Source organism: Vibrio bivalvicida (assembly GCF_001399455.2).
In the GTDB taxonomy this organism is placed as follows: domain Bacteria; phylum Pseudomonadota; class Gammaproteobacteria; order Enterobacterales; family Vibrionaceae; genus Vibrio; species Vibrio bivalvicida.
Genome location: NZ_LLEI02000032.1, coordinates 281,302 through 301,084 on the forward strand (window position 1 = coordinate 281,302; position 19,783 = coordinate 301,084).

Here is a 19,783-nt window from a genome sequence, read left to right on the forward strand (position 1 = left end):
ACGATTAAATTAATGACATCGGACTGTAGCGCAGCTTGGTAGCGCACCGTCATGGGGTGTCGGGGGTCGCAAGTTCAAATCTTGTCAGTCCGACCATACACCTAGAAAGAGAGCTTCGGCTCTCTTTTTATTCCCTCTTTCCTATTCCTTCTATTGATTAGCGAATCGGTACGATGGAATCCAAATGGAAATAAGAAAAAGCCCAATTCGATGATTGGGCTTTTTCTTGAATGAATCTGAGTAGTGTTGGCTTAAGCGCACTGCTCCACCTTCTTATCTTCAGCCTTGCTCCTCACCTTAGATGCTTTTTTTGCCGAGTCTAATGCAACCACTTCTTCGCTTTTGACGTTTTTAGAGTTGCCTAGGAATATACCACCTTTTTGGATGGTAAACTCTGACGCAGAAACTTCACCTTCAAGATAGCCATGCTCTAGAATTTCTAGACTTTTAGTATATACATTACCTAAAAATCGCCCGTTGATAACCAAACGTTCAGAACGAATTGAACCATCAACAGACCCGGTCGCGCTTATTGTCACTGTGTGGTCTGTTTCAATGCTGCCTTTCACTTGCCCATCGATATGGATGTTACAAGTAAGCTTGAGTTTTCCTTCGATATAGGCTCCATCGGCGATGACAGTTTGAGAGCAATGGCTATTTGATTCTCTATTTTGTTTACTAAGTAATCCCATTTTACATCCTTATTCGATTCGAAAATCGAGTCAAAGTTATTCATTTCCCATTGGACAAACGGTAACGGGTTAAGTGAACGCCCCACCAAACGGATTTCATAATGAAGGTGAGAACCGGTCGACAGTCCAGTGTTACCAGACAATCCAATCAGATCGCCCTTTTTAACATAATCGCCTCTACTCACTTTGAACGCCTTTAAATGCGAGTAAGAAGAGCTAAATCCAAACGAATGAGAAACACGAAGGAAGTTGCCTGACCCTTTGTTGCTCTTTCTGGTCACGGCGACAACACCGTCAGCTGGTGCGTATATTGGTGTTCCTACATTTACGGCATAGTCGATACCATGATGTATCGCGCGAATCTTTTTTACTGGGTGAAGCCGCTTGCCATAATGTGAAGACAAGTACCCCTGCTTCACCGGGCGTCCATTTGGGATCAATTGCATGATCTGATGACGTGCTGCAACACTCAGCCCTGCATTATTTAAACGCTGTTTTAGATCCAGCGCGTCATTGGAAAGATCCAGTGCTGATTCAATGCCCTTTAATTTCTCAGAGATATAGGCAATGTCTTGCTGTTTTTGACTCAGGTTATTTTCTAAGTCACTCTGAAATTCATGCGAACGCAGTAATTGTTTCTCTAACGAATAGGCCTTACTGACGGCTTCTTTCTTTTCTCGTTTTGAATCGGAAGCGTCATCGACAAATATAGAAAGCAAGGCAATCAACGTACAAAATACGAGGGTGAACAAAAGTAACAGTAGCTTAATGCCCTTAATCATACGAAAAGAGAGATTAAAGAACTTTGTTCCATCAATTCCAGATACCGTTATAGTAAAACTGTTTGATTCCATAGTGTTAGAAAGGCACGGAGTTAAAGTTGATGAATCAGAATAGCGAGGATTTTATCAGGCAACCTGACGGCGAAAAGAGCCAGTTTGTCAGTTCGGAAACCTTATCCCAGACATAGAAATAGAATTTAATATCAAGCTCAATAAGGTCGCTTTGCTCGAACGAGCGGCTGAAAAGAGCATAAGTCACTCTACCTTTTCTCGCTGGAACTGCCCCATCTCTGTCGCAAACCGGCTGAAATCCATAGATTTTGCTATGGCGGCACAAAATGGGGGGATAGGATCGATCATAAACACACTTTCACATTGAATTAAACCTTTACGAAGTTCATAAAAATAAGTTTTGTTACCAAGTCCTGACGCCAAATACAGAGCATGTATCTTAGAAGTACAGCTTGCCTTGGTGAGTTTTTTGGTCAACCCACTGATCAATGACTCAGCATGTTGGCTGCCTATCGTTAAACAATCGCCATGAAGCCTGATCATCGCTAGCTGTAGGTCGTCAGCCTCACTCAATTTATAACGCGATACTTCTTTCAACATTTGCTGGTACTTTTTCTCATATAGTGCTGCTCCTTCCCCTCCTTTCATCCACAGCATCAACAATGCAAACATATAGTTCAACATATGATAAGCCACGTCTCTGTTAAGCAGTTTAGCGGTGGCAAGGTTCGACGAAAAATGCTCAAGCCCTTGCTCTGTTTTACCCATGATGATTCCCATCAAGCCAATCATGGTTCGCTGAGCAAGGTTATGCCCATAACGAATACCAGATGTTGACAACATTCGATAGGCGCGCTGAAAATGACCATTCTTGAGCAACAGTAACGTGCCCATTTCATCAAATGGTTGGCCAAACTGAACTTTCGACACATCAAACTTCTCGTGTAACTCTAAAGCATCTTCTGACTGACCATTCAAACTAAGGGCATTGAGGAAAAAGCTAACTTCTAAGGAGTAATCTTTTTTGCTTGCCTCTTTAATCAAAGCTCCATAAAGCTCTGTGGCCGCTTTCAGATCTCTGTTGATCAAATACTGGTGACCCCGGTTAAGCATTAAATCGTACTGATACTCGGGATAATGGCGTTCAAAGAACTGATAGCGCTTGGTCATCTCTTCTTCTGAAAAGTCATGCTCGCGCTGCAGCAAGGGCCAGACTTTATTCTTCTTCTCAAATACCTTGCGAATCAGCTCGCTGATGTCCCTTTGTGTGTCTTCGGGCCTAAGGTGAATATCAGCAAGATAGTAAGACACATCTTTTATGTTGGTCTCAAAACAATCCATGATGATGGTTGAACGCTCATCAATTGTCCGCATAACATTGAGTTCATTAAGTAAATCGCAAGCCTTGACTTGGTTACGACGATAACTTTGATCGCAAATCAAAATGTCGAAGCGATCATGAAAAGTTCGGTTCAATGGCTCATGAGGCGCATTCAAATGGATGATTTTATGCTGTTTAATGCCAAGCGAGAGCAATAAACTGGATATGCCAATACTTTTATTCGGAAATTCTTTAACGATGAGAACATTCGCATCTTTTAACTTGAGCATATCGACACCATTTACTCCATTGATTTTGAGGCTTGTTGTGCCGAAATAAACAAGACCTGACGACTGTTTTAACGAGACTTTCGCGCAAACCGGTTATTAATCACTTCTTCAAGAGCGATATCTTCCAAGTGCTGTTGATGTGTCCTCAGTTCCGCTTGCCAACGCTCAACCGTGTTATCTAACCCTTTCACTTGTATATGTTTATGCTGTAAGTGTTTTTGCAAAGACACGCATTGCGCTTGCTTAAGCGCTTGTTCCTGTTCCTGATGGACAATTAACTTGTTGATCATTTGGTCGACACGGCTGTGATTCACCAACATTTCACGATGGAAAAATGTCCCTGAACAAGACTTCGGCGCGCTTAGCTTTCTCAGCTCGATCAGTTGTTCTAGTTGATTCTCGGCTTGAGTCTGTTGTTGACGTACCAACTCAAGCTGCTGAGATATCAAGTCTCGTTTTTTCTGTTCGATCTTCTGAAATCTTTCTATGGCTTGGATCTTCGACTGCATGTTCCCTCACTATAATTGCTGAAATAGCTGCGCCAATTCACTCAGGCTTTGCTGGTAGTCGACAGAACTGTCTGCCGATTGCTGTAGATAGGCTGTCAAGCTGGGGTAAAGGGCGACCGAGCGATCTAGCTCAGGATCTTGACCTGGCTGATAGCCGCCTAAAGGCAACAGATCTTTTACTTGAAGATAGTTGGAGTACGTTTTACGAAACTCATTCGCTAATGTTAGATGAGCAGGTTGAGAGCATCCCGCCATGCAACGGCTGATAGAAGCGTTGATATCGATAGCTGGGAAATGTCCTTGCTCAGCCAGTTTACGTGATAAAACCACATGACCATCGAGGATGGCACGCGCAGAATCAACCACGGGATCTTGTTGGTCATCGCCTGCGGCCAAAATAGTATAGATCGCCGTCAAGCTTCCTTGAAGGTTTTCGCTATTACCCGCCCGCTCTAACAGTTGAGGCAATACATTGAAAACGGAAGGTGGATAACCGCGAGTAGCTGGAGGTTCTCCTAACGAAAGCGCAATTTCACGCTGTGCCATTGCATAGCGTGTTAATGAGTCCATCATTAACAGTACATCTTTGCCTTTGTCACGAAAATACTCGGCTACGCGATGGCAAAGCAAAGTCGCCCGCAAACGCATAAGTGGAGATTCATCGGCAGGCGCGGCTATGATAACGGCTTTTTTACGCGCTTCTTCCGTCAGATTTCGTTCAATAAACTCTCTAACTTCTCGCCCACGTTCGCCAATTAAACCAACCACTATCACGTCAGCTTCGGTGCTCTGAGAAATCATTCCCATCAAAACACTCTTACCGACACCACTACCCGCCATCAGCCCTATCCGCTGACCTTTGCCTACGGTGAGTAATCCATTAATTGCACGCACGCCAACATTCAGTGGCGTATCAACGGGCCTGCGTTTCAATGGGTTGATTGATTTAGGGTCGAGAGAGACTCGGTCACCGCCATTTAGTTTTGGCCCGTCATCAATGGCTTCTCCCAACCCATTCACTACACGCCCTAGCCAGGTTTCATTTAGATGCACGGTACTGTCACCATCTAAAGGGATAACTTTAGCACCCGCAAACAGCCCACCTAAACGACGAATCGGCATCAGAAACGCAATGGTATGATCAAAACCAACCACTTGGGCTTCAATCATGTCACCTTCGGCTGTTTCTACTAAACAACGTTGTTCAAGCTTAAATCGGCACCCTACCGCTTGCAACATCAGGCCATTCACCTTCACCAACCGCCCCGTTACTCGCGCCACTGGGATCGAATCAAGGGAGGCTAATGCCTCATTGGTACGTTCAGACAACAGCTCAAAAGCTAAAGTGTTACTCATGCTCGCCTTCTACAGATGCTGGAACAACCTCATCAAGAAGGTGCTCTTTGACATTATCCATACACGCCTGTAATCGGGAGTCACAACTCGCGTCTGCCTCAGCCTCTTCTGTTACTAAATGGCAGCCCCCCGACGGCAACTCTGAATTTGCCACCAACTTCCACTCTTTGGGAAGTTCTGAGTTGATCTGCGTAATTCGGTCAAGGTCTTGCGGATTGAGGTGAACGGTGACCTTATCTGTTTTTCCAGGCATGGCTTCTAAAGTTTCATCGACCAAGGCTAAAATCTGTTGCGGCATCAGAGTCAATTCAGCGCGAATGACTTGCTGTGCTACCTTTTGTACTAATTCACAGATGATATGGCGTTGCTGTTGCTCTCGTTCTGATTGCCAGCGCGACAAGGTTTGGTAAAGTTCATTAACAGGTTTAGCGGCTTCAATAAAAGTTTGTTTACCAGACTGTTCACCAGAAACAAACCCCTTTTGAAATCCCTCTTTTTGCCCCTCTAACAAACCTTGCTGCTTACCCTGTGACAAGCCTTGAGTCAATCCCTCAGCATGGCCTTGTTCTAGCCCAGTTTGGAAACCTTCTTCTAGTTTCTGTTGCAGGTCTGCTTGAGCATCTTGCCACGACTCTTCCAAGTCAAACTCACCATCAGTCACTACAGGTTGTGCGAGCGGCGGAAAGCGATGAACCCGATATCCCGAGGCTGGCACGGTCAACAGCGGAGATTTAGTCAATGACATCGTAATTACTCCACTGTGGGCTCTTCGTACAGAACAAGCTCAATTTCTCCAGTCTCATCCAGTTCGCGTACAATCAGCATGATATCTTGGCGCGCTCTTTCTACTCGGCTCAGTGGTACGGCGCCACGCACTTGCATATCATCTTGCAATGCTTTCACCATCCGCTGAGGCATTGAACGCTTGATGGCTTGCTGCAAGGTAATTTCTGCGCCTTTCAGTGCTGTGCCCCAAAGCTCCAACGGCACTTGTTGAACCAAACGGTCCATAGTCTCTTCGCTTTGACGGCCTAAGACCATAAAGTCAAACATATTCTGTTCAATTGCGTGCACAACCTCTTCGTCGTGCAACTTGAGCATCTCCATTAGTGAGCCGCGGTCGCCTTCAAAGCGGTTAATAATATCAGCCACTTGTTTTACACCCGACAAGGGCGCACTTTGACTCGTCGATACCTGCTCAATACAGCGCTCAATCAAATCATTCAGATCACCAGCGACCTTGTGGTCGATATCCTGCAACTGCGCGATTCGGTAGAGCAGTTCATCGTGATAATCTTCCGGCAGGTGTTTTAATACTACCGACGAGCTTTCTGATGGCAGGTAAGCAAGGAAAATCGCCTGCATCTGCGGGTGCTCATTGGCGATAAAACGAGCGAGAACTTCAGCCTCAACCCATTGTAGGCGCTGCATATTGTTACGAATTTCATCGCCATACAGGTTGTTGAGCAGGCCTTTCGCAAGATCGTTGCCTAACGCCTTTCTCAAGGTGTTCGAGAGATATTCTTTGGAAGCACCACGTATACCACTGTGCTGACGAAAATCTTCAAAGAAGCTCTGAATCACACCGTGAGCACTGTCACTTTTAATGCCATTCAACCGCGCCATTGCTTTAGTAACACGTTGAGTCTCATCACGAGTAAAATTGCGCAGCACTTTTGCCGCTGCATCTTCGCCCATACCGAGAAGGACTAATGCGGTTTGCTCAACATGATTAAGCGTGGCTTTCTGCTTTGATTCTGCTGTGTTCATTCACATTCACCCATTGTTTAAGTACTTCTGCGACACGCTCTGGCTCTTCGTTCGCGATAAGTTGTAGATGCTTCAATTGAATTTCCAGTGGCGAACCTGCTGGCGGTAGCATGTCATTGCTGACATCGAGGCCATTTGAAGCGGCAATGCCTTTTTCAGAAAGCTTGCGATTGAGGGCTTCTTCTCTTTCGCGTTCTTCCCGTGTTTGTAGGTTGTCATACACAGACTCTTCTTGTGGCTCAGCAAACTCAAGCTCCTGCGAACGCATGTCCGCACCGGTGAGATGCATGATAAGAGGGCGTAAAACAAAGAAGATCATCGCCATACCTAACATGCCACCAATGACGTAACGCATCGGTTGCTGAACCGTTGGATCTTGCCACCAAGGGATAGCTGGAGGAGCATCAATAACAAGTGGCGTAAAGTTAAAACTCATCAGGCTAAAACTGTCACCTCTATCTGCGGCAATACCTACAGCATCAGAAATCATGGTTGAGATTTGCGTTTTTTCTTCTGGTGTCCAAGCTGTACCATTGGGTGCCGCTGATTCGTTAAGCAAAACAGAGACACTTAGTTTTTCAATTTGGCCTTGCTGGTACTGAGTACGTCGAACACTGCTACCCACCGCATATTGACGATTCACTTCAGAGCGGGCATTGGTATTCTGGCTATCTTGTGTTGGCACTTCGCCAGTAACAGGTGGTTGATTGCTTAGGGTTCCAGGAACCCCCAACGCGATTTGGTCAACGGAGTTATTAGTAATCGTGTGTTCGTTGCGCACAATCGGGGCGTTGTCTAGAATTTCCTGAGTTTCTTCTACTTGGCTGAAATCCATATCTGCCGCCACTTGCACGCGATAATTACTCGGACCAAGAATGGGGGTCAGCATGTCTGATGCGCGCTGAATTATCTGCTTTTCTACGTTTTTTTGATATTCGAGGTACTTAGCGTTAACTTTTCCCGCTTCAGATGAAGCCACATCTGCACTGAGTAAACGACCATATTGATCAACAACAGACACCAGCTCCGGTTTCATACCAGTCACGCTACCTACCACCAAGTTAATGATGGCTTCGACCTGTGCTGGTTTAAGTTCTTCACCGGGTTTAAGTTCGAGCATGACAGAAGAAGAAGGCGCCTCACTATTTTGACGTACAAACAAGGTTTGGCGTGGAATAGCAAGGTGTACGCGAGCGTTTGACACTGCATTTAAAGAGATAATTGTTCTAACAAGCTCCCCTTCTAAGCCGTGTCGATAGCGGGCTGTTTCCATAAACTGACTGGTACCCAAAGAGCTATCCTCTTTGAGTGAGTCAAGTCCTGTAGGCAACTTGGCTTTGACTCCTTTAGCTGCCAGCAGCATACGAATTCGCGCTACTTCTCCCTCAGGTACCAATACTTGACCGTTCTGCTCCTGAAGTCGGTAGTTAATTCCTTCCGTTTCTAATACTGAGACAATTTCGCCAGTATCAAAACGTTCTTGCTGACTATACAGAGGCCGGAAACTTTGTGTCGAACTCCAAAGAGCCACAACGATAATTGCAGCAACAATTGCCGCAAGGACGGCAGAAAGCACTAAGTTACGTTGACTATTAGACCAAAGCTGTTTGAGTTTAGCTGTGTACTCATCCATTCCTCGAATTGACGTCGACTGTGCTGGTGCCGGATTATACGGTGCTCCTCCAGCGACTTGAGTAGTAATCTCTGACATGGCTTACACCGGCATCTTCATGATGTCTTCAAAAGAAGTAACAACCTTATTGCGCACTTGCATTAAGGCATTAAACGACAAACTGGCTTTTTGACTCGCTATCATTGCACCAACAAGATCATCACTTGCCCCAGTCTCAACTGCGGTCATCTTTTGAGTGGCGATTGATTGATGAGCATTCACAGAATCAAGCACATTGGTCATCGCTGCTGAAAATGACATAGGTGAATTAGCTTTCTGAACATCAAGTGGGTTTGCAGAAACAACGAATTCTGGCTGTACTTGCGTGCGCATCACATCCATTTTGGTCAGCATTAACTGCTCTGCGGTGAATGCACTGTTGAGTGGTTGACTTGCCATGACTTAACCTCCTTTATGCAGCCGAGCCTAGCGCTGACTGTAAATCAATACCTTGTTCGCGCATCGCTGCTAGCTTGTAGCGCAAAGCACGAGTGGTTACCCCAAGCGCATTTGCCGTCTTGGTACGGTTGCCGCCGAATTGGCGCAGTTTATCTAATATGTATTGGTACTCGGCTTGCTTCTTAGCCTCTACATGGCCCATTGTTTGAGTTGTTTTAGATTCTTCCTGTGGCGTTAGCAACTCTACAGGTAACATCAGATCATGAGCCGTAATGTAATCCCCATGTCTCATAACCAGCGCTCGTTGGATAACGTTTTCGAGCTCGCGGATGTTTCCCGGCCAATGATATTGACTAAGGGCAACCATGGCATCTTGAGAGAGGTGACATTGGCTACCATCTTGATATTTACTAATGAAAAACTGACCAATGGGTAAAATGTCGTCCTTACGTTCTCTTAGAGGCGGCCAATGAAGAGGAAGCACATCAAGTCGGTAGTAAAGGTCCTCGCGGAAAGTACCATTTTTCACTTCATCTCTTAGATCTTTATTGGTTGCAGCGATCACGCGAATATCGAGCTTGACTGGCTTGTGGCTTCCCACTCGCTCAACTTCTCTCTCTTGCAACACGCGTAATAACTTTGCTTGTACCGCAGGTGACATTTCACCGATTTCGTCAAGCAAAATTGTGCCATTATTCGCTTCTTCAAACTTACCGCTCTGTGAATTAGTCGCTCCGGTAAACGCCCCTTTAACATGGCCAAAAAGGACAGCTTCAAGCATTGATTCGGGTATTGCAGCGCAATTCACCGCAATAAAAGGGCCTTCAGAGCGCGAAGACTGTTCATGCACATAGCGAGCAAGTACTTCTTTACCCGTACCCGATTCTCCTGTGATTAATACACTCGCATTAGTACACGCCGCTCGATGGGCAAGTTGTAATACCTGCTTACTGCGCCATGACTCTGCGACAATGTTCGCCATTGGCTTGCCTACAGCCTCAACTCGGCTAAGTAAATTAACCAACTGGCTTTTTTCAAACGGTCTTAGCAAGTAATCCGTCGCGCCCGCTTTCATAGTTTCAGCCGCTAGAATACCTTGCTCCTGCTCTACGATGGCGATTGATACACCATCACCAGGCTTCTTTTGGTGACAATGTACAAACTCGCGCACACACATATCTGGAAGGTTTGAACTCACTAACGTGATGCCCGCGGCTTGCTCTAGCAAAGCACTTCGCCCCGTTCTTGAATGGGTGATGGTGTAACCTGACTCTTCAAGTACTCTAATTACGGGTTGAGCAAGTTCGTCTTTCGGCTCAACCAACAAGATGTTTGCAGTATCTGCCATTTTCAAACCTTACCCTTATCGTTGTTGTCTGGTGTCATTGGAAGCACCGCTTCATCGCTGCGAACCAATCGCAAGGTGACTCGGCGATTCTTGGCCTGTCCTTGATGATTCGCATTGCTCGCAATGGGATATCGAGAGCCATGAGCACGCACTTCGATCATGTTGCGGTCAACGCCAAGCTTTTCCATCTGGCTAGCCACCTGCTCCGCTCGTTGACGCGAAATTTTTAAATTGCCAATCTTCGAACCAACATTGTCGGCATAACCATCTATCAGCAGTTTGTCGACTCTAGAATCAACCATCAGATAACTATTCAATGCTGAAAGAGTTTTAAGCTGGTTTGCGTTAAGTGTTATCTGACCGAGCTCAAACAAAAGAGCAATATCCCTTGCTTGTGTATAAGACATTAATGGTAAAGACGACTGACAATCACGAAACCTTTTAAGTGCATTGTGAATGCGTATTGTCGGCACAAGATACGTGCTTTTGTCGGAAGGACTGTTTCCGCCGATAGTAAATTGAAGCCAATTGCCTGCTTCAATATCCACCAACAAACCTTCGACATTTGTACTAAAAGACATGGTGCCTTTGTCTACAGAAGCAATATTGGTCACTATTCTAGGTGCGCGGCCGATATTCCACGGCGCAGGAGTACTTAAAAGCACCCCAGAATGCCCACGTTTATTTGCGCCATTCACGCTAGCTTTGAAATAAATCAACCCTTTTTCTTCCGAGCGGAAATAAAACTTCCCATAGGAAGGGTTATTATATTTCAAATCACATTTCAGATTGGTACCTTTATATTCCCAATTAACTTCATCCATTGGAATCTTAACCAAACTATTAGACGAAGATTGAAAACTAAGAAAAAGTAAAGCCAACGAATATATTCTTGAATAAACTGCCATCGTATTTTTATTAAAATATTGGATAAATATTTGGCATTCTTTTCTAAATACCATGTGGATAGATCAAAACATACACACCAAATAGGTTTGCGAACTCTTTATTTTTGCTCACTAACCTAGCCATTTGAATAATTGTGAACTTTAAAGATTTGACAAAAAGTCACATAAATCCAACAAAATGCAGTAACCAAATCAACAACAACACCCTTAAAAGGCCAGTTTTATATTTATCTTATAGTTGATGCGATTCGGAAATTAACCTGTTTTATTTTTGATTAGAAGCTCTAATTAGAGACTTAAATCAACATATGAACTAAAGTCACAAATTTCATAACAAACACTTATTTAGAACTAAAACCTCTATGTAGACTTGCCACGTTTGAGGTAAAAATTAGCCATTAGCTTTGTCAGAGCACGGTAAAATATAAATGGAACCCAGAACCAAGATGTTTATTCCAGACTATCAAGCATTAAACATAGAATCGTTGGGCAAGCCAATTCATGTTATTCGTGAAAGGTTAGAAAGTTTAATGTCTAGTTCATGCAACAACCTAACTTGCGAGCTACAAAGCTGGCTTAAAAGCAGCCTAGTACATGCCTGCATCAAGCAGGTGTCACTGCATACGATGACAGCAAATGAAATGGACAAAGCAACCACCAGCACTTTTCAACACGATGGTGGAGGAAAGGTCTATATCAACGGAGATAAGGCAACTTTGATCAAGCTTGCCGATAGTTTCTATGACGCCAAGATGAAAAGAACCAGTGAGGTTCTGAGTAACAGTGATTTAAGGCTGCAAGAAAGACTGGGACGCCAAATGACGAGTTGGCTAGCACCTCAACAGATGTGGTCAAGTTGCGAATTCGAGCCAGCGCAAGGTAATGGATTATGGGCAAAAATAGAAATTTCTTTACCTGAACATCAAGGCATGGTGCACCTTAAACTAGATGAAAAGCTCGTTACCACCTTGACCGAACAGCTAAATCTTCAAGCCAACGACGCTATGAGTGAGCCATTTTGCCGATCACTCACATCAACGCCAGTAAAGCTTAATGTCTTATTGAGCAAGAAAGAGTTACCGCTCAGCGAAATAATCTCCTTGCAGCCCAATGATGTTTTACCCATTGAGCTGCTCTCTACTGTTCCAGTCAGTATTGGCGACGAACACCTCTTTAACGGACGAGTTGCAGAGAAAGATGGGCAGCTTGTTTTGATCATCAACCATGATAAGGAGTCACTATAATGAGTGAGCCTACCGAAACAACGACCTTCAATGGTGAAGAACTGAACTTTGACGATTTTCAACTTGAGGGTTCTCAATCAGATCGTCTAGAAAGCTCTATCCCCACTCCAGAGCGAGATCTGAGTTTTTTTAGGAACATCCCCGTAACAGTAACGCTTGAAGTGGCTAGCAAAGACATCGCACTTGGTGACTTGATGAAGGCGGGAGAAGGTAGCGTCATCGAATTAGACAAACTAAACGGCGAACCACTTGATGTTAAAGTCAATGGCTCTCTGATGGGCCATGCAGAAGTCGTAGTGGTTAACGAAAAGTATGGCTTGCGCTTAATTGATGTTGTGGATTCAGCATTAGCAACAGCCGTTCAGTAAGGTTTACACAAGCATGGCGAATGTACGTTCACTGCAAAGCTGGGTAACACTGATTGGCTTGACAAGCTTAATGCTCGCCTTCCCTTTATCTGCGAGCGAAACTGGCCTGACGATTCTGTCTGTCAGTGATGGAGCTAGCCAACAAGAGTACAGTGTAAAGCTCCAAATTCTGCTGTTGATGACGGCTTTAAGCTTCCTACCCGCATTTATTTTAATGGCGACCAGTTTCACCCGTATTATTGTGGTGTTAACAATTTTAAGACAAGCACTTGGCTTACAACAAAGCCCACCTAATCGAGTGTTAGTCGGTATTGCCTTAGCGCTTTCCCTACTCATTATGCGCCCCGTTTGGACTGATATTTACCATAATGCTTTCCAACCATACGATAATGGCGAAATCACTTTGATGCAGGCTTTCTCAATCGCCGAAAAACCTGTTCGTAACTTCATGCTTGCCCAAACTCAACAAACCGCATTGGAACAGATGCTGCGTATTGCCAATGAACCTCTGGACACCCAAATTGAAGATATTTCATTTGCTGTCGTTCTCCCTGCATTTGTAATCAGTGAGTTGAAAACCGCATTTCAAATTGGCTTTATGCTGTTCATCCCATTTCTGATTATTGACCTTGTTGTCGCCAGTGTTTTGATGGCGATGGGTATGATGATGCTTTCTCCTCTCATCATCTCATTACCTTTTAAACTTGTCGTGTTTGTACTCGTCGACGGCTGGGCAATGACGGTCGGTACGCTCTCAGCAAGCTTCGGATAGTAGGAAACCTAATGACTCCGGAAATGACCGTTACCCTATTCTCTAATGCTGTTTGGCTTATCATTTCCATGGTTGCCGTTCTCGTTGTTCCTGGCCTAATCGTTGGTCTTGGCATCGCAATTTTCCAAGCGGCGACTCAAATCAACGAACAAACCTTAAGTTTCTTACCGCGACTATTAGTCACGCTGTTGATGGTGATTTTTGCAGGGCACTGGATGCTGAGAAAAATTATGGATCTATTCGACTATCTGTTTCACAGCATTCCGGGAATGATCGGCTAATGAGCATATCGTTTGCTGACATCTCGCAGTTACTGGGCCAACTCTGGTGGCCCTTTTTCCGTATCGGTGCAGTGTTTATCTCTATGCCGTTTTTTGGCGATGCCCTTATCCCAGTTTGGGTAAGAAGCCTACTCGCCCTATCTATTGTAGTAATTTCTGCCCCTTTGATGCCAACCATGCCTACGGTTGATCTGTTTTCAATGAGTTCACTGTACCTTGCTTTCGAGCAAGCGATATGGGGGTTGTTTTTTGGCTTGATACTGCACATGTTGTTTACCATTTTCACCACCCTTGGCCAGATTGTTTCGATGCAAATGGGTCTGGGTATGGCGATGATGAACGACCCCGTCAATGGGATGTCCGTCGCGATCCTTGGTCGAATCTTTCTGATCTTCAGTACGCTACTCTTTCTATCGCTAGAAGGTCATTTGGTGATCATTGATATTTTAATCCAAAGCTTTGTCGTGTGGCCGGTTGGATCTGGGCTTTCACTTGCTTCATTGCAAGGCATTGTCAATCTGTTCAGTTGGATGTTCGCTGCTTCTTTGGCTCTGGCTTTACCCGCTATCGTTTCCATGCTACTTGCCAACATCAGCTTTGGTGTTATGAATAGAGCAGCCCCGTCACTCAACGTTTATGCTCTTGGTTTTCCTATGACGATGCTACTTGGTCTATTCAGTGTATTAATTTCAGTCTCGGGCGTGCCAAGTCGGTATACCATTTTGGTCAACGATACTTTGCGTTTCCTTAACCAATATATGGCGGGGGGCGCATGAGCGAACAATCTTCTCAAGATAAAACCGAAAAAGCCTCCCCCCAGAAAGTAAAGAAGGCACGTCAGGAAGGCCAAATTCCACGAGCCAAAGAGTTCACCACAGCAGCCATATTTCTCGCAGTCGCGGTTTACTTCTACAGTCAAGTGACTGAAATTTGGGACAGTGTCGCCGGGGTTTTTCGCTACAACATGGCTCTGACTAAAGAAGACCTCGAAAACCCAATACAGATGATCGAGCAACTTGGTCATAGCCTTGGTGTCCTCATTGCGCTTCTTGCACCTATGTTTGTTGTCATCATAGGCGTAACCGTTGCCAGTACACTCATTCTTGGCGGATGGATGTTCCGGCCTGCCAACGCCATGCCCAAAATGAGCAAGCTAAATCCGTTAAGTGGCATCAAAAGGATGTTCTCTACTCGCTCAGTGGTCGAACTTATTAAATCAACTTTGAAAGTGGCGGTAATATTTGGCTTTCTTTACAGCTATCTAGACAATCACCTCCAACCACTGCTTGGTATGCAGAGACTGTCTCTTGAGCAAGGTGTGGTTAAAGTTATGGCGATCCTGTTTGATGGATTGCTATTGATGGGGTTCGCGTTGCTGCTTTTTGGTGTGATTGATATTCCTTATCAACGTTGGGAACACTTAAAAGAACTCAAGATGACCAAACAAGAACTCAAAGAAGAGTACAAAAACAATGAAGGTCGACCAGAAGTTAAACAGCGCATAAGACAAATCCAACAACAGTTTGCTCGCCGTAAGATAGACAAAATGGTTCCGACTGCAGACGTCATCATTACTAACCCAACCCACTATGCCGTTGCGGTTAAATATGACCCTAGCTTATCTGATGCGCCATTTGTGGTCGCGAAAGGTGTCGATGAAACAGCAATGCATATTCAGCGTATTGGCCGTGAAAACCAAATCGAGATCATTAACTCGCCACCACTAACGCGTTCTATTTACTACACCACCGCCATTGAACAAGCAGTTCCTAGTCAGCTCTACATCGCTGTGGCGCACATTCTTACTTATGTTATGCAATTGAAATCGTTTCGAACTGGGGGAGGCGAAAAGCCGATGCCACTTCCTCACTTTGTGATTCCAAAACACCTGCAACACTAACTACCTAGATTTAATCCAAGGACACCAACCTATGCTCAATCGGTTAAAACAATTACAGACTTCTGCCAAAGGCTTTGTCGGGATTCCGCTGGTCTTATTGATGGTACTCGCAATGGTTATTCTACCTTTGCCACCATTACTGCTCGATGCGCTGTTCACCTTTAACATTGTGCTCGCGATTCTTGTTCTTCTGGTCAGTACAACGGCAAAACGTCCGCTCGATTTTTCGATTTTTCCGACCATATTGCTGATCGCAACCTTACTACGTCTCACTCTAAACGTTGCCTCAACGCGGGTGGTGCTGCTTGAAGGTCATAATGGTGGTGACGCAGCGGGTAAGGTTATCCAAGCATTTGGTGAGGTTGTCATCGGCGGTAACTACGTAGTTGGTATGGTGATATTCGTTATCTTAATGATCATCAACTTTGTGGTTATTACCAAGGGTGGTGAGCGCATTTCAGAAGTATCGGCTCGCTTTACCCTTGATGCCTTACCCGGTAAACAGATGGCGATTGACGCTGACCTTAACGCCGGTCTGATAGATCAAGAAGCAGCTCGCCAACGTCGCCGTGAAGTGGCAAACGAAGCGGATTTTCATGGTTCGATGGACGGTGCCTCTAAGTTTGTTCGCGGGGATGCCGTTGCTGGCTTGTTGATCCTGTTTATTAACATCACTGGCGGTATTAGCATCGGTGTGTTCGAGCACGGTTTATCCGCCACTGAAGCATTTAAAACCTACGCACTTCTCACCATTGGTGATGGCCTTGTCGCACAAATCCCATCGTTACTATTAGCCACAGCCGCCGCCATTATCGTTACTCGCATCAATGATAGCGACAACGGTATGTCTGAGACGATGCACAAACAGTTGCTCGCCTCGCCTACAACCTTGTTCACCGTCGCTACAGTGATGTTGGTCATCGGTCTTGTCCCTGGCATGCCGCACCTTGCGTTTTTCACTTTCGCTGCCGTGGTTGCTTTTGCTGGCTGGCGACAGGCTAAAAATCCCGCCCATGAGGCGCAACTTGACGATGTAGAAGTGATCAGTCAGGCGATGCAGCATGAAGAGGCACCACTTAGTTGGCAAGACATTCCCCATGTCCATACACTGTCACTGGCTTTAGGGTATCGGCTTGTCCACTTAGTGAACAAGGAGCAAGGTGCGCCGCTGACGCAACGAATTCGCGGTTTACGTCGCAACCTGTCAGAGCAAGTGGGTTTTCTGTTACCCGAAGTTCGTATCCGCGACAACCTTAGCCTTAAACCCAACCAGTACACGATTTCACTCAACGGGGAATTGATAGACCAAGGGTTTATCGAGCCAGATCGCCTCATGGCGATTGCTGTGGGAGAAACCTATGGCGAAATCGATGGTATTTTGGGCAGCGATCCCGCTTATCAACTTCCAGCAGTTTGGATTGAACATCCAGATAAAGCGAAAGCACTCAATATGGGCTATCAGGTCGTTGATGATGCCACAGTAATCGCAACTCACATCAGCAAAGTAATAAAGACTCACCTAGCAGAGCTGTTCAACCATGATGACGTAGAGGCAATGACACAAAGGCTGACTCAGCAAGCGCCAAAACTTGCCGAGGCACTGACAGCAGCACTTAACCCAGCGCAGCAATTAAAAGTGTTTCGGCAACTGCTATTGGATCAAGTCCCACTTCAAGACATTCGCACTATTGCCAATACCATGTTGGAGTCTTCAGAGAACACTAAAGATCCGATCTTACTGGCAGCAGATGTACGCTGCGCCCTACGCCGGACTTTGGTCAATTTAGTCGCAGGACCAAAGACCGAACTTAAAGTATATGCACTGTCTGACGAGTTAGAGCAGATGTTGTTGACTTCGATGCAGCAAGCGCAATCAAGTGGCACCATTATGCTAGACAGCTTTCCGATCGAGCCAAACATCCTCGCTCAATTCCAACAAAACCTGCCATTAATTAAGCAGCAGCTTAAGCAACAAGGGCTGGCACCCATTCTGTTGGTAATGCCTCAGCTTAGGCCATTAATTGCCCGTTATGCGCGAACATTCTCGCAAGGTCTAGCGGTGCTTTCTTATAACGAAATTCCTGAAACAAAACAGATCAACGTGGTAGGTAACCTTGGGTAATCTAAATTCACATCAAGCCATGTACGGCTACATCATTAAACTCATGGAAGAGTATGTTGAGACTGAGGACGATATGCTCCTTTTTGAGGCACTCAAACACAATGACATCAAACATGCATGTCAGGCGATACGCGAAACGCGATCGGGAGAGGTCGAATTCCAGCATCTGACACTTCGCTTTGGCGGAGATGGGGAGCAAAGCGTGTATCAGTTTGATCTGTCGCAAAACATCAAATATTGCCTCGATCTGTTTAGTCTGTATTTGGCTCTACGCCAGACCCGCTTTCAACTCGAAACTTTCCACCCAGATTTGATCAGCAATGTGGTGGTACCACTGCAAGTTGAAGCCCTGACATGGCAACCTGGAAACGAATTTTTTGAACAAGTGATTCAATGCCACAAACAAGCGTTTGCCCATGTCATCCCTTCATTGCAGTTGGGCAATAAATCCAGTTCATCCTCCGTAATGGCCCATCTAGTCGAAAAAATTGAAGAATTTGCCTATGCTTTGTGGTTTGAAGTGACACCACCCTGTCCGCTGTTTGAGCGAATTGCTCAATTTAAACCGTCAATGCTCAAGATCTCGATATCGCTAGAAGACAAAGAAAATCGCCAAGCCTTTTTGCCGATTGTGCGATTGCTCAAGAAGCATAAGCTGAAATGGGTAGCAAGCCGTGTCGCGAGCCAAAAAGAACTCAATCAATACAAGTTGCTGGGTGCCAGTTACTATTTTGGCTACTTTAGCGACATTCCAACATCACTTTCCTTTAAAACATTTGAAAACGAAAATGAGGTTTGGTGACCCACAAAAGGGCCAAATAGTGGAATCAACATCTCCTATTTGGTCTGATTTTGCTTATTTTTATCATTATTTAAACTTTTTAGTTAATCTTTGCCAGCCGTCGTCCGCCTCTTGTTAGTGACCAGGGGAAATCCTGAAGCCGAAATCTGAGTATTGAGAGAAACGAAGGAGACTAAGATGGCTTTATCAATGCACACTAACTACGCATCACTAGTAACGCAAAATACACTAAGCAGCACTAATGACCTACTCACCACAGCGATGGAACGCCTAAGTACTGGTATGCGTATCAATTCTGCAGCTGACGACGCAGCAGGTCTTACTATCGCCAACAAACTTGAAGCACAAACTCGCGGCATGTCTGTTGCGATGCGTAACTCTCAAGATGCTATCTCGATGCTGCAAACAGCAGACGGCGCACTTGAAGAGCTAACCAACATTGCTTACCGCATGAAAGACCTTGCAACTCAAGGCGCGAACGGCACTAACGGTGCGACTGAACTTGCTGCGCTAGATGCAGAATATCAAGAGCTTGAGAAAGAAGCTGGACGCATTATCAACGAAACGACCTACGGTGCAGGACAGAAACTGCTTGAGACTACAAATGGTAAATTAGCAGCAGCAGTTACTTTCCAAATTGGGGCATCAACAGGTGAAAAACTTGACGTGGATGTTTCTACTTTGGTTAAAGCCATCGAAACAGACCTAGCCGCAACAGGACCTCTTGATAACAACGCTAACTCTAACGGCGAAATTGCTAAAGTTGATGCGTTATTCGACAAAATCAACACCGTGCGTTCTTCTTTAGGTGCAAACATCAACCGTCTAGACCACACGATCAACAACCTAGCGAACATCTCTGAAAACACAGCCGCAGCAAAAGGCCGTATCACAGACGCAGACTTCGCGATTGAATCTTCAAACATGACGAAGAACCAAATGCTGATGCAAGCAGGTACAACGGTTCTTTCTCAGACTAACCAGCTACCTGGCATGGCAATGTCTCTGCTTCGCTAAGCATTCTAAGACAAGTAACAATTTAAGTTACTCTAGTGATTTTGCCCCCTTTTCAATAGGGGGCTTTTTTTATCCGATTCAGTTCGCGTGAATTTTAAACTTAATCTTTGCTCCTTTTTGGTCGCCTCTATTTTATAAGGAACAATCCGCTTCACGCAGGAAATGGCGGAATTCCTATCATGGAAGGCTCTCTTCCGTTTTTTAGAAAAAACAAGAAC

20 protein-coding genes and 1 tRNA gene are annotated in these 19,783 nt (G+C 45.1%); 10 read left to right on the top strand and 11 right to left on the bottom strand.

Going from position 1 to position 19,783, the window contains the following annotated elements; translation table 11 throughout:
• Positions 1 to 19: 19 nt before the first annotated feature.
• A tRNA-Pro gene (locus APB76_RS12130) sits at positions 20 to 96 on the top strand.
• A 155-nt stretch (positions 97 to 251) separates the two neighbouring features.
• On the opposite strand, the gene APB76_RS12135 is transcribed toward APB76_RS12130, so the two are convergent.
• The 11 genes from APB76_RS12135 to APB76_RS12185 all read right to left on the bottom strand — a co-directional run bounded on the left by APB76_RS12135 (position 252) and on the right by APB76_RS12185 (position 10,975).
• The gene (locus tag APB76_RS12135; RefSeq protein ID WP_082173389.1) at positions 252 to 635 is read right to left on the bottom strand and encodes a bactofilin family protein; all 384 of its coding nucleotides are present in this window, start codon (positions 633 to 635) and stop codon (positions 252 to 254) included.
• Positions 566 to 1,546, bottom strand: a complete 981-nt coding sequence (locus APB76_RS12140) for a M23 family metallopeptidase (protein WP_054961543.1) — start codon at positions 1,544 to 1,546, stop codon at positions 566 to 568. The genes APB76_RS12135 and APB76_RS12140 overlap by 70 nt, the downstream gene beginning before the upstream one ends.
• A gap of 183 nt (positions 1,547 to 1,729) precedes the next feature.
• Positions 1,730 to 3,097 carry a response regulator gene (locus APB76_RS12145; protein ID WP_054961542.1) on the bottom strand — a complete coding sequence of 456 codons (1,368 nt, stop codon included), beginning with the start codon at positions 3,095 to 3,097 and terminating at the stop codon, positions 1,730 to 1,732.
• Positions 3,098 to 3,165: 68 nt separating this feature from the next.
• Entirely contained in the window at positions 3,166 to 3,606 is a 441-nt protein-coding gene (locus APB76_RS12150) for a flagellar export protein FliJ (RefSeq protein ID WP_054961541.1), read from the bottom strand.
• Positions 3,607 to 3,615: 9 nt separating this feature from the next.
• Positions 3,616 to 4,962, bottom strand: coding sequence for a FliI/YscN family ATPase (locus tag APB76_RS12155; protein WP_049843596.1), 1,347 nt, complete (start codon positions 4,960 to 4,962; stop codon positions 3,616 to 3,618).
• Entirely contained in the window at positions 4,955 to 5,707 is a 753-nt protein-coding gene (gene fliH, locus APB76_RS12160; protein ID WP_054961540.1) for a flagellar assembly protein FliH, read from the bottom strand. Before fliH ends, APB76_RS12155 begins: the two co-directional genes overlap by 8 nt.
• A gap of 5 nt (positions 5,708 to 5,712) precedes the next feature.
• Entirely contained in the window at positions 5,713 to 6,732 is a 1,020-nt protein-coding gene (locus APB76_RS12165) for a flagellar motor switch protein FliG (RefSeq protein ID WP_054961539.1), read from the bottom strand.
• Positions 6,695 to 8,443 carry a flagellar basal-body MS-ring/collar protein FliF gene (gene fliF, locus APB76_RS12170; protein ID WP_049843593.1) on the bottom strand — a complete coding sequence of 583 codons (1,749 nt, stop codon included), beginning with the start codon at positions 8,441 to 8,443 and terminating at the stop codon, positions 6,695 to 6,697. Before fliF ends, APB76_RS12165 begins: the two co-directional genes overlap by 38 nt.
• Positions 8,444 to 8,446: 3 nt before the next feature.
• Positions 8,447 to 8,803, bottom strand: a complete 357-nt coding sequence (gene fliE, locus APB76_RS12175; RefSeq protein WP_054961538.1) for a flagellar hook-basal body complex protein FliE — start codon at positions 8,801 to 8,803, stop codon at positions 8,447 to 8,449.
• Between the two features lie 13 nt (positions 8,804 to 8,816).
• Positions 8,817 to 10,151 carry a sigma-54 interaction domain-containing protein gene (locus APB76_RS12180; protein WP_054961537.1) on the bottom strand — a complete coding sequence of 445 codons (1,335 nt, stop codon included), beginning with the start codon at positions 10,149 to 10,151 and terminating at the stop codon, positions 8,817 to 8,819.
• 2 nt (positions 10,152 to 10,153) lie between these two features.
• Positions 10,154 to 10,975 carry an OmpA family protein gene (locus APB76_RS12185; RefSeq protein WP_054961536.1) on the bottom strand — a complete coding sequence of 274 codons (822 nt, stop codon included), beginning with the start codon at positions 10,973 to 10,975 and terminating at the stop codon, positions 10,154 to 10,156.
• A 512-nt stretch (positions 10,976 to 11,487) separates the two neighbouring features.
• On the opposite strand from APB76_RS12185, the gene APB76_RS12190 reads away from it, so the two are divergent.
• From APB76_RS12190 to lafA, 9 genes are all read left to right on the top strand, one after another.
• Positions 11,488 to 12,303: a FliM/FliN family flagellar motor switch protein gene (locus APB76_RS12190; protein ID WP_049843589.1), complete on the top strand. Its 816-nt coding sequence runs from the start codon at positions 11,488 to 11,490 to the stop codon at positions 12,301 to 12,303.
• Positions 12,303 to 12,671 carry a flagellar motor switch protein FliN gene (gene fliN, locus APB76_RS12195; RefSeq protein WP_049843588.1) on the top strand — a complete coding sequence of 123 codons (369 nt, stop codon included), beginning with the start codon at positions 12,303 to 12,305 and terminating at the stop codon, positions 12,669 to 12,671. Before APB76_RS12190 ends, fliN begins: the two co-directional genes overlap by 1 nt.
• A gap of 70 nt (positions 12,672 to 12,741) precedes the next feature.
• A complete protein-coding gene (gene fliP, locus APB76_RS12200; protein ID WP_408058696.1) occupies positions 12,742 to 13,443 on the top strand; it encodes a flagellar type III secretion system pore protein FliP in 702 nt (233 codons plus the stop codon).
• 11 nt (positions 13,444 to 13,454) lie between these two features.
• A complete protein-coding gene (gene fliQ / locus APB76_RS12205) occupies positions 13,455 to 13,724 on the top strand; it encodes a flagellar biosynthesis protein FliQ (RefSeq protein WP_049843586.1) in 270 nt (89 codons plus the stop codon).
• Positions 13,724 to 14,500 carry a flagellar biosynthetic protein FliR gene (gene fliR, locus APB76_RS12210; RefSeq protein WP_054961534.1) on the top strand — a complete coding sequence of 259 codons (777 nt, stop codon included), beginning with the start codon at positions 13,724 to 13,726 and terminating at the stop codon, positions 14,498 to 14,500. The genes fliQ and fliR overlap by 1 nt, the downstream gene beginning before the upstream one ends.
• Positions 14,497 to 15,624, top strand: a complete 1,128-nt coding sequence (flhB, locus tag APB76_RS12215) for a flagellar biosynthesis protein FlhB (RefSeq protein ID WP_054961533.1) — start codon at positions 14,497 to 14,499, stop codon at positions 15,622 to 15,624. Before fliR ends, flhB begins: the two co-directional genes overlap by 4 nt.
• Before the next feature lie 31 nt (positions 15,625 to 15,655).
• On the top strand, positions 15,656 to 17,746 hold the full coding sequence (flhA, locus tag APB76_RS12220; protein WP_054961532.1) for a flagellar biosynthesis protein FlhA: 2,091 nt from the start codon (positions 15,656 to 15,658) through the stop codon (positions 17,744 to 17,746).
• Entirely contained in the window at positions 17,739 to 18,548 is an 810-nt protein-coding gene (locus tag APB76_RS12225) for an EAL domain-containing protein (protein ID WP_054961531.1), read from the top strand. The genes flhA and APB76_RS12225 overlap by 8 nt, the downstream gene beginning before the upstream one ends.
• Positions 18,549 to 18,725: 177 nt before the next feature.
• A complete protein-coding gene (gene lafA / locus APB76_RS12230) occupies positions 18,726 to 19,565 on the top strand; it encodes a lateral flagellin LafA (protein WP_049843581.1) in 840 nt (279 codons plus the stop codon).
• Positions 19,566 to 19,783: the final 218 nt, after the last annotated feature.